Source organism: Litoreibacter ascidiaceicola (assembly GCF_900129235.1).
GTDB lineage: Bacteria > Pseudomonadota > Alphaproteobacteria > Rhodobacterales > Rhodobacteraceae > Litoreibacter > Litoreibacter ascidiaceicola.
The window spans coordinates 361,161-375,730 of record NZ_FQUV01000005.1; the positions used below are offsets into that span (position 1 = coordinate 361,161).

10 protein-coding genes and 1 tRNA gene are annotated in these 14,570 nt (G+C 58.1%); 7 read left to right on the top strand and 4 right to left on the bottom strand.

Annotation, left to right across the window (positions count from 1 at the left end; genetic code table 11):
• The first annotated feature begins 52 nt into the window (after positions 1–52).
• From gpmI to BUB72_RS12815, 5 genes are read left to right on the top strand one after another with little or no spacing between them, the layout of a single operon-like run.
• Positions 53–1,573: a 2,3-bisphosphoglycerate-independent phosphoglycerate mutase gene (gpmI, locus tag BUB72_RS12795; RefSeq protein WP_073144343.1), complete on the top strand. Its 1,521-nt coding sequence runs from the start codon at positions 53–55 to the stop codon at positions 1,571–1,573.
• Entirely contained in the window at positions 1,570–2,697 is a 1,128-nt protein-coding gene (locus BUB72_RS12800) for a murein hydrolase activator EnvC family protein (protein ID WP_073144346.1), read from the top strand. Before gpmI ends, BUB72_RS12800 begins: the two co-directional genes overlap by 4 nt.
• Before the next feature lie 7 nt (positions 2,698–2,704).
• A complete protein-coding gene (locus tag BUB72_RS12805; protein WP_073144348.1) occupies positions 2,705–4,048 on the top strand; it encodes a S41 family peptidase in 1,344 nt (447 codons plus the stop codon).
• A gap of 36 nt (positions 4,049–4,084) precedes the next feature.
• Positions 4,085–4,567 (top strand): RNA pyrophosphohydrolase, encoded by a 483-nt coding sequence (locus tag BUB72_RS12810; protein ID WP_073144351.1) that lies wholly within the window; start codon positions 4,085–4,087, stop codon positions 4,565–4,567.
• Positions 4,568–4,576: 9 nt separating this feature from the next.
• Complete coding sequence (locus BUB72_RS12815; protein WP_073144353.1) at positions 4,577–5,050, top strand: hypothetical protein; 474 nt, start codon at positions 4,577–4,579, stop codon at positions 5,048–5,050.
• Positions 5,051–5,112: 62 nt separating this feature from the next.
• Here the strand turns inward: BUB72_RS12815 and gltB are convergent, their stop codons facing one another.
• The 3 genes from gltB to BUB72_RS12830 all read right to left on the bottom strand — a co-directional run bounded on the left by gltB (position 5,113) and on the right by BUB72_RS12830 (position 12,027).
• The gene (gene gltB, locus BUB72_RS12820) at positions 5,113–9,651 is read right to left on the bottom strand and encodes a glutamate synthase large subunit (protein WP_073144355.1); all 4,539 of its coding nucleotides are present in this window, start codon (positions 9,649–9,651) and stop codon (positions 5,113–5,115) included.
• Positions 9,652–9,789: 138 nt separating this feature from the next.
• Positions 9,790–10,590, bottom strand: coding sequence for an alpha/beta fold hydrolase (locus BUB72_RS12825; RefSeq protein WP_073144357.1), 801 nt, complete (start codon positions 10,588–10,590; stop codon positions 9,790–9,792).
• A gap of 3 nt (positions 10,591–10,593) precedes the next feature.
• Positions 10,594–12,027 (bottom strand): NAD(P)-dependent oxidoreductase, encoded by a 1,434-nt coding sequence (locus BUB72_RS12830; RefSeq protein ID WP_073144431.1) that lies wholly within the window; start codon positions 12,025–12,027, stop codon positions 10,594–10,596.
• A gap of 210 nt (positions 12,028–12,237) precedes the next feature.
• On the opposite strand from BUB72_RS12830, the gene BUB72_RS12835 reads away from it, so the two are divergent.
• Entirely contained in the window at positions 12,238–13,041 is an 804-nt protein-coding gene (locus BUB72_RS12835) for an undecaprenyl-diphosphate phosphatase (RefSeq protein ID WP_073144359.1), read from the top strand.
• Here the strand turns inward: BUB72_RS12835 and BUB72_RS12840 are convergent.
• The gene (locus BUB72_RS12840) at positions 13,032–14,021 is read right to left on the bottom strand and encodes a complex I NDUFA9 subunit family protein (RefSeq protein ID WP_073144361.1); all 990 of its coding nucleotides are present in this window, start codon (positions 14,019–14,021) and stop codon (positions 13,032–13,034) included. The two genes, BUB72_RS12835 and BUB72_RS12840, sit on opposite strands and share 10 nt — an antisense overlap.
• Before the next feature lie 179 nt (positions 14,022–14,200).
• Here BUB72_RS12840 and BUB72_RS12845 point away from each other — a divergent pair.
• Positions 14,201–14,286 (top strand) — tRNA-Leu (locus BUB72_RS12845).
• The last annotated feature ends 284 nt before the right edge of the window (positions 14,287–14,570 follow it).

The following is a 14,570-nucleotide window of genomic DNA, read 5'->3' on the forward strand; positions in this document are numbered from 1 at the left end:
AAGCCCCAGCCTGCTCCGCTTAGAAGGGTTTAGACCCAAAGCGAGCCTGCACATGTCCACTCCCAAACCAGTTGTTCTTTGTATCCTCGACGGTTGGGGGTTGTCGGATAATACCGAAGCCAATGCTCCGGCCTTGGCAAACACCCCTACATTCGACCGGCTGATGGCCACCTGCCCCAACGCAACCCTGATCACCCACGGGCCGGATGTTGGCTTGCCGAAAGGGCAAATGGGCAATTCGGAAGTGGGGCATACCAATATCGGCGCGGGTCGTGTGGTGGCGATGGACCTTGGCCAGATCGACCTTGCCATCGAGGAAGGTACCTTCCAGCAAGAGGCAGCCCTGCAAGGGTTCATATCAAAACTCAAAGACACTGGTGGAACCGCGCATTTGATGGGTGTCGCCTCTGATGGTGGTGTTCACGGCCATATCACCCACATCATCGCAGCAGCAAAAGCGCTCAGTTCCGCAGGAATAGACACTGTTTTGCATGCCATCACCGATGGCCGCGATGTCGCCCCGAAATCTGCGCTCGGCTATATCGAGACATTAGAGCGCGAGCTTCCGGACGACGTGCGCATCGTCACCGTATCGGGCCGCTACTACGCGATGGACCGCGACACCCGTTGGGAGCGGGTCGAACTGGCCTATAACGCGATGATGCTTGGCAAGGGCGCCGCGGCAACCAGCGCGACCGCGGCGATCGAAGCCTCCTATGCAGACGGTAAGAATGACGAATTCATCCTGCCCACCGCCATCAACGGTTTCAAAGGCGTAAAAGACGGCGACGGCGTTTTCTGCCTCAATTTCCGCGCTGACCGCGCCCGCGAAATCCTGTCCGCGATTGCCGATCCGAAGTTCGATGCGTTCGATACCTCCGCCCGCCCGAAACTGGCGGAATGCCTCGGCATGGTCGACTATTCCTCCGATCACAACGCATTCATGACGACGGTTTTCCCGAAGAAAAAGATCGCCAACACGTTAGGGGCTTGGGTCGCGCAGCATGGATTGCGCCAGTTCCGCGTGGCCGAGACCGAGAAATACCCCCATGTCACCTTCTTCCTGAACGGCGGCAAGGAAGTGCCGGAGGACGGCGAAGACCGGCACATGCCCAAAAGCCCGAAGGTCGCGACCTACGACATGCAGCCAGAGATGTCGGCGGACGAAGTCACCGCCGATCTGGTCAGCGCCATCGAAGCGCAATACGATCTGATCGTCGTGAACTTCGCCAACCCCGATATGGTCGGGCATACCGGTGATCTGGCGGCAGCTATCGCTGCCTGCGAGGCGGTGGATAAGGGTCTAAACAAGGCGATTACGGCCTTGAACGACGTGGGCGGTGCCATGATCGTCACCGCCGATCACGGGAACTGCGAAACGATGGTCGATCCTGTCACCGGCGGCCCTCACACCGCTCACACAACGAACCCCGTTCCGGTGGTTCTCTATGGCGGGCCTGAAGGCGCATCGTTGGCAAGCGGTCGCTTGGCCGACCTCGCCCCGACGCTGCTAGAGTTAATGGGGCTTCCAAAGCCGGACGAAATGACCGGAGTGTCGTTGATCCGCTCATGAAGCAGCTGTTTATAGCCTTAACCATGCTGGCACTGTCCGGCCCCGCGATTGCCCAGAGCGATCCGATAACGACCGCGAAACGGGCAAGCCAGATGCTTGAGGCCGCCGCCGATAGCCTGACGGAAGCCGAAAGCGCCTCTGACCGCGTCGGCGCACTGACTGAAACCGTGCGCGCTTATGAGGAAGGTCTGTCCGCATTGCGCGAGGGGCTTCGGCGCGCCTCCATCCAAGAACGTAGCATCGCGTTGGTGTTTGAAGCCAAACGCGACCGGCTGGCGCGGCTGCTTGGAATACTGCAAACCATCGGCACCTCCCCCGCGCCGCTACTGATGATGCACCCGACGGGGGCAATCGGGACCGCGCGATCTGGGATGATCCTGTCCGAAGTAACTCCGGCGCTGCAAAGCGAGGCATTGGTCCTGCGCGGCCAGCTTGAAGAAATCCGTGACATTCGCAGCCTTCAGCAAAGCGCCGCGACACAGCTGACCAAGTCACTGGCCGAAGTGCAAACCGCCCGCGCAGACCTGTCCAAAGCCATTGCCGACCGCGTGGAGCTTCCCCGAAGTTTCACAAGCGACTCCGACAAGATGCGCGCTTTGATCGAAAGCAGCGATACGCTCCAAGGCTTTGCTTCCGGCCTCACCGACCTGAACCCGTCCGACTTGAACAATCCGGCTGATTTCGAGGCTGCGAAGGGCAACCTGACGCTCCCGGCCGCTGGCACGCTCCTGCATGGCTTCAACGAAACCGACGCATCCGGCATTAATCGCCCGGGCCTTGTGCTTGCCACACGGGCGCAATCCTTGGTGACCACCCCGTGGCCGGCCACCCTGCGCTACTCCGGCCCGCTTCTGGACTACGGAAACGTGGTCATTCTGGAGCCCAGCAAGGGCTATCTGCTGATTCTCGCTGGCTTGGGGCAAACCTTTGGCGAGGTGGGCGAGGTCCTTGATCAGGGCGCTCCGGTTGGCTTAATGGGCGGTTTGACCCCCAATCCTGACGCTTTTTTGATGACCGCAGCCAAAGGTGGTGGCGGCAATCAGCAAGAGTCGCTTTATATAGAACTTAGACAAGGCGACGAGCCGGTCGATCCGGCCACTTGGTTCGCCACCAATAAGGAATGACGTCCGCATGAAAAAATTTCTGATGGCAGCTACGCTTGGCACCGCCGCAAGCGTTCTGGTGACCACGCAATTCGCAGGCCCTCTGATCGCTCAAGAGGCGGAGAAGAAGTCGACTGTTTATGAGCAGCTGGACCTGTTCGGCGACATCTTCGAGCGTATCCGTGCCCAGTATGTTGAAGACGTCGATGAAGGCGAACTGATCGAGGCCGCGATCAACGGCATGCTCACATCGCTTGATCCGCATTCCTCCTACCTGCCACCCAAAGACTTCGACGACATGCGCACGCAAACCTCGGGCGAATTCGGCGGGCTCGGGATCGAGGTCACGCAGGAAGACGGCTACGTCAAAGTCGTCTCACCCATGGACGGCACCCCCGCCGACGAGGCGGGCATGGAATCCGGCGACTTCATTACAACCGTTGATGGCACCAGCCTGTTGGGCCTCACTTTGGAAGAAGCCGTCGAAATGATGCGCGGGCCGGTCGGGTCTGAAATCATTCTGACGGTCGTGCGCGAAGGTGTGGACGAGCCCTTCGAGGTGTCCATCGTGCGCGATACGATCAAGCTGACCGCCGTGCGGACCCGCCTTGAAGGCGACTCGGTCGTGCTGCGCGTGACCACGTTCAACCGCCAAACTTTCCCGAACCTCAAGGAAGGGCTGGCCAAGCAAATCGAAGAGGCTGGCGGCGAAGACAAGATCAACGGCATCGTGCTTGATCTGCGCAACAACCCCGGTGGCTTGCTGACACAAGCGATCGCCGTGTCCGACGCGTTCCTTGATAAAGGTGAAATCGTCTCCACCCGTGGCCGCAACCCGCGTGACAGCGAGCGCTACAACGCGACCGAGGGCGATTTGTCCAATGGCAAACCCATCGTGGTGCTGATCAACGGCGGCTCTGCCTCCGCGTCCGAAATCGTCGCAGGTGCGCTGCAAGATCACCGCCGCGCGGTCGTCGTCGGCGAAAAGAGCTTCGGCAAAGGCTCCGTTCAAACCGTCGTTCCGGTGCGCGGCGATGGTGCCATGCGCCTGACCACATCGCGTTACTACACGCCGTCGGGCCGCTCCATTCAAGCGCTTGGCGTGTCGCCCGATATCATCGTTGTGCAACCTCCCCGCAAGCCGGAGGAAGAAGCAACCGAGGAAGAGGCAAAGCGCAACAGCCGGTCCGAAGCCGATCTGCGTGGCTCCCTGACCAACAACGACAAGATTTCGGAAGATGATCTGAAACTGTTGGAAGCAGAGCAGAAGAAAGCCGAGGAAGTCGCCAAACTGCGTGAGGAAGACTACCAGCTGGCCTACGCTCTTGACGTGCTGAAAGGCCTCAGCGCCTTGGCACCCGCTGACAAGTAAAGGAACGGGCGGGGGTTTCCCCGCCCTTCACACATCATGACCCCTGAAGAAATTTCCAAACTTCCATACCGCCCCTGCGTGGGCGTTATGCTCGTCAATCATGACGGTCTGGTCTTTGCCGCCCAGCGCATCGACAGCGATGTCGCGGCGTGGCAAATGCCCCAAGGCGGCATTGATGACGGCGAAGACCCGCAGGACGCGGCATTGCGCGAGCTGGAAGAAGAAACCGGTGTTCCGGCGCATATGGTCAGCGTTGCCGGTCAAACCGAGGACTGGGTGCCTTACGATCTGCCCCATGATCTGGTTCCCAATATCTGGAAAGGCCGTTTCCGCGGCCAGCAACAAAAATGGTTCCTCCTCAGGTTCCAAGGCACAGACGCGGACATCAATATCGAGACCGAAACCCCCGAATTCTCGGAATGGCGCTGGGTGGACACTGAAACATTGCTCGGCAATATCGTGCCGTTCAAGCGGGACGTTTACGCGAAAGTGATCGAAGCCTTTCGGCCGCTCCTGTAAGATCAAGCCATGAATAAGTATCTCACCATAGCGGCCACGGCTTTCGCCCTCGCCGCCGGTCCCGCCAGCGCCTTGTCCTGCCTTCCAACGCACCCCGTTGCGGCGTTTAATGCTGTGTCCGAGGCGGAAGAGAGCTTCGTCGTGCTCCACGGCGAATTCGATTTCGACGTCAAAAAGGTACCCGACGTGAACGCCCCGCCCGTGTCAGTCAAGATCCCGACCCAGTTCAAAGGAAAGCTGCTGACATCAAACGGGTTCACCGACGAGGTTGATGTTGCGGTCACGCTTGCCCTGAATTGCGCAGGACCTTGGTGCGCGCGCGTTTCGCCGAAAACAGACTACCTCGCTTACGTGCTGCAAACCGAAGACGAGCTGATCTTCAACGTAGACCCTTGCTACGCCTTTGCCTTCGCCAACCCCGAAGACAAATACATCGAAGCGATCGAGCAATGCGCCGCAGGGAATGACTGCACTCCGAAATAGTCCACATAACACAGCAAAAAGGGCGGGATCATCTCCCGCCCTTTTTTGTTGATGTGATGCGCTTATTCGGCCGGAACCGCCTGCTTCTCATGGCTCAGCGGCACAGGGATATGGATCAGCATCTCTTTCGGGCAAATTTGCACGAAGTTGGCTTTCTCCACGTCCCAGTCCTGCAAGATACGGGTCGCTTTTACACTTTCCGTCTCGCGCGCATGTTCCTCGATCAGACTTTTAAGCTCGGCCTCCCAATGGTCCACGGTCACGGGGCAGGTTACCAGCGTTTCCATGTTCATCAGCGGGCCTGACTGGCCGTCCGGATCGTATAGATAAGCCATTCCGCCCGTCATACCGGCCCCGAAATTCGCGCCGATTGATCCAAGGATCACCGCCACACCACCTGTCATGTATTCGCAACCATTGGTGCCGCAGCCCTCGATCACGACCTTCGCACCGGAGTTCCGGACGCCAAACCGCTCTCCCGCACGTCCCGCGGCAAACAGGTAGCCGTCAGTCGCACCATAAAGCACGGTATTGCCGATGATGGTGTTGTCATCCGCCTTCAGTGGGCTGCTTTGCGACGGGCGCACAACAATGCGGCCACCCGACAGCCCTTTGCCAACATAGTCATTGGCGTCGCCAAAGACTTCCAGCTTCAATCCCGGCGCGGCAAACGCCCCGAGCGACTGACCGGCAGAGCCGGACAGCTTCACCGTCAGGTGGTCAGGCTGCAAATCGTTGCGCATCCCGAACCGCTGCACAATGTGGCTCGACGCCCGCGTGCCGATGGTCCGAAGCGTGTTTTGCACGGCGTAAGACAACTGCATCTTCTCGCCGTCCTTAAAGAAGGGCTGCGCGTCATTCACAATCTGCGCGTCCAGCGTATCAGGCACTGCGTTCCGCTCTTTGGAGCGGTCGTAAACGATACGATCAGCCCCATCGACGGTGATCAAAAGCGGGTTCAGGTCCAGATCATCCAGATGCGCAGAGCCCCGCGAAACCTGCGTCAACAGATCAGCGCGACCAATCACGTCATCCAAAGAGCGTGCACCGATGGACGCCAAAATCTCACGTACTTCCGTCGCGTAGAAGGTGATGAGGTTCACCACCTTGTCAGCACTGCCCGTGAACTTGGCCCGCAGGTCTTCGTCCTGCGTACATACACCTACAGGACACGTATTCGACTGGCACTGACGCACCATGATACAGCCCATCGCAATCAGCGCAGCGGTGCCGATGCCGTATTCCTCGGCCCCCATCATCGCCGCCATGACAATGTCACGGCCCGTGCGCAAACCACCATCGGTGCGCAAAGTCACGCGTCCGCGCAGGTTGTTCATCGCCAGAACCTGATGCGCCTCTGTCAGGCCCATCTCCCACGGCAGACCGGCGTATTTGATCGACGTCGCAGGCGACGCGCCCGTCCCGCCATTATGGCCGGAAATCAGGATCACATCGGCCTTCGCCTTCGCAACACCCGCCGCAATCGTGCCAACACCGGACGCCGCAACCAGCTTCACCGTCACTTTGCAGCGCGGGTTGATCTGCTTGAGGTCGTAGATCAGTTGCGCCAGGTCCTCGATGGAATAGATGTCGTGATGCGGCGGAGGCGAGATTAGCGTCACCCCCTTGGTCGAGTGCCGCAACCGCGCGATCAAATCCGTGACCTTCATCCCCGGCAACTGCCCGCCTTCACCCGGTTTCGCCCCTTGGGCAACCTTGATCTCCAGCTCTTCGCAATGGTTCAGATACTCGGCGGTCACCCCAAAACGGCCGGACGCCACCTGCTTGATCTTCGCAGACGGGTTGTCGCCATTCGGCTCCGGCACGAAATGCGCGGGGTCTTCGCCGCCTTCGCCCGAATCCGACTTCGCGCCGATCCGGTTCATCGCCACGTTCAGCGTTTTATGCGCCTCCGGCGACAGCGCGCCCAGCGACATCCCCGGCGTCACAAAGCGTTTGCGGATGGACGTGATCGACTCCACCTGATCCACCGAAATCGGCTCACCCAGCGACTTGATATCCAGCAAATCGCGCAAGTGAATGGGCGGGTTCGCCTTCATCGTCTGGCTGTATTGCTTCCACATGTCATAGGATGCGCGGTTGCAGGCCGCTTGCAGCATGTGCATCGTCTGCGCTTCCCAAGCATGTTTCTCACCCGAACGGCGCGACTTGTAAAAGCCGCCAATTGGCAGCACAGCAGCCTCGGCACGCCATCCGGCTGAATGAACCTCCGCCGCTTTTTTCTGAATGCCGGACACGCCGATACCGGAAATCCGCGAGTGCATTCCGGGGAAAAACTCCGCAACCATCGCACGCGACAGGCCGACAGCCTCGAAGTTCAGGCCACCACGGTAGGACGAGATCACCGAAATACCCATCTTCGCCATGATCTTCAGCAGACCTTGGTCGATGGCATTGCGGTACCGCGCCACGGCTTCGGTCAGCGACCCTTCCAGCAGACCGCGCTCGATACGGTCGGCAAGGGAATCCTCGGCAAGATAGGCGTTCACGGTCGTCGCCCCGCAGCCGATCAAAACGGCAAAGTAATGCGGGTCGATACATTCGGCAGACCGCACATTCAGCGAACAGAAAGTCCGCAACCCTTTGCGTGTCAGCCAGCTATGCACCGCAGATGTCGCAAGGATCATCGGCATGCCAACGCGGTCTTCGTTTTGGCCCTGATCGGCCAAAACAATGTGACCCGCGCCAGAGCGCACGGCGTCCTCAGCCTCATCCCGAATACGATCCAGCGCTTCGCGCAACGCATTCTGATCGCTATCCGCGTCAAAGGTACAGTCTATCGTGACCATCTCGGCGTTGAACTGCTCGGTAAGCTTGTCGAACTGCGCGTTGCCGATGAACGGGCTTTCAAGCACAAGAATTTCCGTCTGCGACGAATCCTCGTCCAGCACGTTCTTGAGGTTCCCGAACCGCGTTTTCAGACTCATCACACGGAATTCGCGCAAGCTGTCGATAGGCGGGTTGGTGACCTGGCTAAAGTTCTGCCGGAAGAAGTGGCTCAGCGGGCGGTACTTCTTGGACAGCACCGCAGACGGGGTGTCATCCCCCATCGACGCAATCGCTTCTTTCCCGTCATCTGCCATCGGCGCAAGTATCTGCTCCAGCTCCTCGATGGTGTACCCCGCCGCGATCTGGCGCTTGCGCAACTCGGCACCGGTGAACAGCGGCTGCTCTTTCACATCCAGCGTGATCTCTTCCAGATCGGTGATCTTTCCGACCCATTCGCCGAACGGCAGCGCCGCCGACATTTTGTCTTTCAGCTCTTCGTCGTGATACAGTTCGCCCTTGCCCATATGGACACCGATCATCTGACCCGGACCCAATGCGCCTTTTTCGCGCACAGTCGCCTCGTCAAACGGCACCATCCCTGTCTCGGACCCCGCGATCAGCAGGCCGTCGCCCGTCACAGCGTACCGCATGGGACGCAAGCCGTTGCGGTCCAAGCCAGCACACACCCAGCGCCCGTCAGTCATGGCAAGCGCCGCAGGGCCATCCCAAGGCTCCATCACCGAGTTGCAATAGGAATACATGTCCTGCCACGCCTTCGGCATCTCAACCGCTTGCTTGGACCAGGACTCCGGCACCAGCATGGTTTTCGCCATCGGGGCCGAGCGGCCCGCACGTACCAGAACCTCGAACACCGCATCCAAAGCCGCAGAGTCAGACGAGCCACCCGGAACGATTGGCTTGATATCCTCCGCACGGTCCTCGAACGCACCAGACGCCATGCGGATTTCGTGGGACTTCATCCAGTTCAGGTTGCCCTTCAGCGTGTTGATCTCGCCGTTATGCGCCAACATGCGGAACGGCTGCGCCAGCCACCATTGCGGGAAGGTGTTGGTCGAATAGCGTTGGTGATAAATGGCAAAAGCGGACTCGAAGCGTTCATCCATCAGGTCGGGGTAGAACTCCGCCACCTGCTCCGCCAGCATCATGCCCTTGTAGATGATCGACCGGCACGACAGCGATGCCAGATACAGCGTCGGCACCTGCGCGGCCAACGCCGCCTTCTCGATGCGGCGGCGGATCACGTAAAGCTCGCGCTCGAACTCTTCTTCCTCAACACCTTTGGAGTTGGAAATCAGGATCTGCTCAATCTCGGGCCGTGTCGCGTTCGCCTTTTCACCCAAGCAGGTAATGTTCACAGGAACGTGCCGCCAGCCATAAATGTTGTAGCCCATGCGCAGGACTTCGGTCTCGATGATCGTGCGGCAGGTTTCCTGCGCCCCATGATCCGTACGCGGCAGGAACACCTGACCGACGGCGATCATCTGGTCTTTCTTCGGCTTGTGGCCCGTGCGTTCGATCTGGTCGTAGAAGAACTCGACCGGAATCTGCACATGGATACCAGCCCCGTCACCGGTTTTGCCATCCGCGTCCACAGCACCGCGGTGCCAGATCGCCTTCAGCGCGTTGATGCCGTTCTCGACAACCTTGCGGGATTTCTTGCCGTCGATGGCAACGACAAGGCCCACACCGCACGAGGCATGTTCGTCCTCGTCGCGATACAGCGAGTTCTCCGCCATCCAGCGGCGCTTCTCTTCCTCACGGGCAACCCAAGCGTCATCATATGTGGTCATGGTGGAGGCTCCTCATTAGGGATTTATTCATGGAACGGGTCAGCACGCCTGACCCTGTAAGATTTTGAGCGGCGTCAGGTTGCCCGACAAAAAGCCGACGCTTTGCCGACGCATCGTAGATAGTGGTTTTGGCAGACTTCAGTCGCCAAGAGACGTGGGGCGTTTCGGCTTTGTGCGCCCCTTGAAATGCGCTTCTGCCAATGCGTAATCCGCATAATCTTCGCGCCGCAATCCGCCCGCGCGTAGCACCACTTTCCCAAGCCGGTCGGGACGGTTGTTTATCGCAGCGGCAACGATCTTGCGCAGGGTATTCGCACCCTTGAGGTTGCCGACAAAATTGTGGTCTGCGCCCTTGAAGATATAATGCTTGAGGTTCGGCGCAGTCGGAAACCGCTGCCAGTGCATTTGCTCGTCCGGCGTGTCGCCGTGAAACATGTAAATCGGAACCGGCGGCTTCGGCAGTTTGCTCATCTGCTTGAACGGCCAACTGGTAATCCGCCTGCGAAACCACAGCCACCGCGTTTCTTCCGGCACAACGTCGGGATGCACCGAATACTGCGGCGTAAAGCAGATAATCCGCGACAATGGCATTTTCCGCCCCAAGATCAACGCGTTGTACGCGCCCATGCTGGTCCCGATTGCCGTAACCTTGGTAATCCCGTGCTCCAGAACATAGTCGCTGATCTTGGTCACAATTAGGTTTGCCATACCCTTGGAGTTCATCCAACTGCGCGAAATATCGGTGATGCAAATCACATGGTTGCGGCCCCTTTGCGAGGCCAGTCCCACAAATTCCTTCGGCGGCCACTGGTCGCGCTCCGTCCCGACGCTGGTGAAACTGACGATCAAACGCGAACTCTCGCCCAATGCGGATTCGATCCGCAGCGGATGCTCGTCGTGCAAGAGGGTGAACTCCAGCAGTTTCTTTTGATCGCTCATAGATCACTCGGCGGCTACCTGCGCCGCTGCGTTGATTTGATCCATGATCGCCTCTGCAGCTTCGCGCCCGTCACGAATAGCCCAAACCACAAGGCTAGCGCCACGTTGAATGTCACCGCAGGCATAAACTCCCGGCAGTGAGGTCGCATGAGTCTCGAAGTTTGCCTTCACCGTGCCCCAGCGGGTCACCTCAAGCTCTGGAACACCCCAAAGCGTTGGCAGGGCTTCCGGCTCGAAGCCCAGCGCCATGATGACAAGGTCAGCGTCTTCGACATAATCAGCGCCTTCAATGATTTCAGGGCTCTGGCGGCCCGACGCATCCGCTGCACCCAAACGCATCTTGGACACCATAACGCCTTCGACGCTATCGCCTGAAAACCCTTTAGGGGCTGAAAGCCAGACGAACTCGACGCCCTCTTCCTCGGCATTCGCCACTTCGCGTTGCGAGCCGGGCATGTTGGCCTTGTCGCGGCGATACAGGCATTTCACCGAAGTCGCCCCTTGGCGGATCGAGGTGCGCAGGCAATCCATTGCCGTATCTCCACCACCGATAACAACCACGCGCTTGCCCTCGGCATTCAACTCGCCGCTGTCAAATTCAGGGACAGCATCGCCAAAGCTTTTACGGTTGGAGGCCGTCAGGAAGTCGATCGCGCGAACGATCCCCTGCGCCCCGACACCCGGCGCCGGAAGTTCGCGGGACTTATAGACGCCCGTCGCGATCAGGATCGCGTCATGTGTTTTCTGCAATTCAGAGAACGCGATGTCCTCACCGACATTGCAGTTCATCTTGAACGTCACGCCGCCTTGCTCAAGCTGGTCAACGCGCTTCATCACGATGTCTTTTTCCAGCTTGAAGCCGGGGATGCCGTAAGTAAGCAGACCGCCAGCGCGGTCATAACGGTCATAGACCGTGACCTGCACACCTTGGCGGCGCAGCATATCCGCCGCAGCCAGACCACCGGGGCCAGCCCCGATGATGCCCACGCTTTCCGCGCGCTCGTGCTTTGGCGCGGCAGGCTTCACCCAACCGTTTTCCCAAGCCGTATCCGTAATGTATTTTTCGACCGCCCCAATGGTGACAGTCCCATGGCCCGACTGTTCAATGACGCAATTGCCTTCACACAGGCGGTCCTGCGGGCAAATCCGGCCACAGATTTCAGGGAAGGTGTTCGTTGCCTGAGAAAGCTCGTACGCCTCCTGCAAGCGCCCTTCGGCGGTCATTCGGAGCCAGTCAGGGATGTTGTTGTGCAGCGGGCAGTGTGACTGGCAGTAAGGGACGCCACACTGGCTGCAACGCCCGGCCTGTTCCTCGGCTTTCGCGGTTGCGTACTCAGCGTAAATCTCGTTGAAATCATGTGCGCGTAGATCTGGGGGCCGCTTCTCCGGCATATCCCGCTCTACATTCACAAACTGCAACATACGCTGCTTGGCCATTTCAATACTCCCAATCTGAAATGCTTCTGTAAAACGGTGCTTCAGGAAAGAAAAGTCACCCATACTGACCTATTATTCATTTTTGTCACTTAAGTACGAAAAATAGTACCCGTCCAACATGTTTTTATGTCAGCAATATTTACCTACTTATCTTCTTCTCATTTATTTCCCTGCGTTTAGGTTGAGGAAAACTGATTCGAGGCGCAACTGTTGTCCCTATTCCAACTCATCCTAGTCGCGCTTATCCAAGGACTGACCGAATTCCTGCCCGTCTCCTCCTCAGGACATTTGATCCTACTGCCCAGCCTGACAGGCATGGAGGATCAAGGCCAAACCATCGACGTCGCAGTCCATATCGGTACGCTATTCGCGGTGATCATGTTCTTTTGGGCGGATGTCAGAATCGCCATTCAAGGTATCGGCCGGTTGGCAAAAGGCAAGGCGGACACCCAAGGCGCGCGGCTAGCTTTGCTCCTTGGCATAGGAACCGTTCCCGTCATTATATTCGGCCTCCTGTTAAAGCTCACCGGCCTTGACGAAATGTTGCGCTCCGTCGCCCTGATTGGCTGGACAATGCTCATTTTCGGGCTGGTGCTGTATTGGACCGACCAAAAAGGATCGACTTCAAAAACAGCTCCGGACTGGTCGAAGAAAGACGCGGTGATCATGGGGTTGTGGCAAGCCATCGCGCTTATCCCGGGAACGTCCAGATCAGGCGCTACGATCTCGGGCGCACGTCAACTGGGCTATGCCCGAGAGGACGCGGCTAAACTGTCGATGCTGATGTCTATTCCAACCATCATCGCGTCGGGCGCAGTGCTGGGCTTAGAAGTCGTAGCGGACGCGAACATGCAACTGGCCAAAGATAGTTTGATCGCGGCAGTCTTCGCCTTCTTCGCAGCCCTTCTGGCACTAAGCCTGATGATGCGACTACTCAAATCCGTCAGCTTCACGCCCTATGTGATCTACCGGATCTTCCTTGGGATCGGGCTGCTGGTTTTCGCCTATTCGTGATCTGCGCGCAGGTTCTGCGCAGATTCCTTGATCGCGTCATACTGGCCCGACGGGCGGAAACGCCAAAGGTAATTCGGCAGGATCACTTCGAACGCAGTTGGCTCGATACCCAAATCAGCCAGCGTCTTCGTATCTCCGGAAACAACATTGTCGTTGGCAAGATTGCGCACCTGATCACGTGTCAAAGGCCCTGCGATCAATCCACCGCTGATTGCACTCACGAAATCGAAAACGCTGCCCATGATACCTGCTACGAAAAACGGAATGTTCACGATCAAGCGGCGTCGACGCACGACATCCAACATCGTGTGCATCAGCTCGCGGAACGTCGCGACTTCCGGCCCGCCCAGCTCATAAATACCGGGGGCCGCGCCACCCAAGACGCCTTTAACAGCAGCCTTGGCAACATCATCCACATAGACCGGCTGAAATTTCGTATCAGCACCAACCACTGGCAAAACCGGGCCAAAGCGCGACATGGAGGCGAAGCGGTTGAAGAACTCGTCCTCAGCGCCAAACACGATCGAAGGGCGCAAGATAATGGCCTTCGGGAAGTGCTCCAGAACACCTTCTTCGCCCAAGGCTTTGGTTTGCGCATAAACGCTGTCGCTGTCTTTGTCGGCACCAATCGCAGAAACGTGGACGAGATGGCCAACACCTTCCTCAGCCGCGATACGTGCGACACGCTCCGCACCCTCATGTTGCACTGCGTCGAACTTGTTCTTGCCCGATGGCGCCAAAATGCCCACGCAGTTCACAATTGCATCCGCGCCCTGCATCACTGCGCGCACGGACTCGTCGTTGCGAATGTTGCACAGGACAGGTTCAACCTGACCCACAACGCCGTAAGGTTTCACGAAGATCGCTTCATTCGGGCGGCGCACGGCCACACGGACCCGCCAGCCCTCTTTGGCCATGCGGCGGGCAACGTAGCGCCCGACAAAACCTGATCCGCCGTAAATTGTGACAAGCTTCGACATGGTATTTCCCTTCAAGGCTGGCTGCATTGGGTTTACCCAGCCAGTTTTCGCCAGACAAGGCGCTTTTCACCCTTCCGGCCCCACACATCGAGATAATTCGCCACAAACATTCGTTTGAACCACCGAATCCCGTTGACACCTGACATGTGCGGAACTAATCACCGCCCACCAATACCTGTGCCCAGGTGGCGGAATGGTAGACGCGCCAGCTTCAGGTGCTGGTGTCCGTATGGACGTGGAGGTTCGAGTCCTCTCCTGGGCACCAATTTTCCCAACATAGATGACCGTAAGAGCTCATTATGATTGAGTTTTTTGTCGTTCTGAGATATCAACTTGAACATAGTTGAACACTGTATTCCATCCAATACCCCACCTTTTTGGGGTACATTTTTGGGGTACGAGAGACTTGTTGCGGAGGTGATACCCCACATGGCCCTAACTGAGGTGCCCCTAAATTTGTAGACGCTTTGCTTGGTAATTTTGGAACCAAGGAGAGATGGATATGAACAAAGGAATTCGGTTTACGGATGAGTTTAAGCGGGACGCTGT

Coding starts and splice junctions, on each gene's coding strand:
- BUB72_RS12840 (WP_073144361.1), bottom strand. CDS start 14,021: ATGTCGAAGCTTGTCACAATTTACGGCGGATCAGGTTTTGTCGGGCGC.
- BUB72_RS12800 (WP_073144346.1), top strand. CDS start 1,570: ATGAAGCAGCTGTTTATAGCCTTAACCATGCTGGCACTGTCCGGCCCC.
- BUB72_RS12810 (WP_073144351.1), top strand. CDS start 4,085: ATGACCCCTGAAGAAATTTCCAAACTTCCATACCGCCCCTGCGTGGGC.
- gpmI (WP_073144343.1), top strand. CDS start 53: ATGTCCACTCCCAAACCAGTTGTTCTTTGTATCCTCGACGGTTGGGGG.
- BUB72_RS12825 (WP_073144357.1), bottom strand. CDS start 10,590: ATGAGCGATCAAAAGAAACTGCTGGAGTTCACCCTCTTGCACGACGAG.
- BUB72_RS12805 (WP_073144348.1), top strand. CDS start 2,705: ATGAAAAAATTTCTGATGGCAGCTACGCTTGGCACCGCCGCAAGCGTT.
- BUB72_RS12815 (WP_073144353.1), top strand. CDS start 4,577: ATGAATAAGTATCTCACCATAGCGGCCACGGCTTTCGCCCTCGCCGCC.
- BUB72_RS12830 (WP_073144431.1), bottom strand. CDS start 12,027: ATGGCCAAGCAGCGTATGTTGCAGTTTGTGAATGTAGAGCGGGATATG.
- gltB (WP_073144355.1), bottom strand. CDS start 9,651: ATGACCACATATGATGACGCTTGGGTTGCCCGTGAGGAAGAGAAGCGC.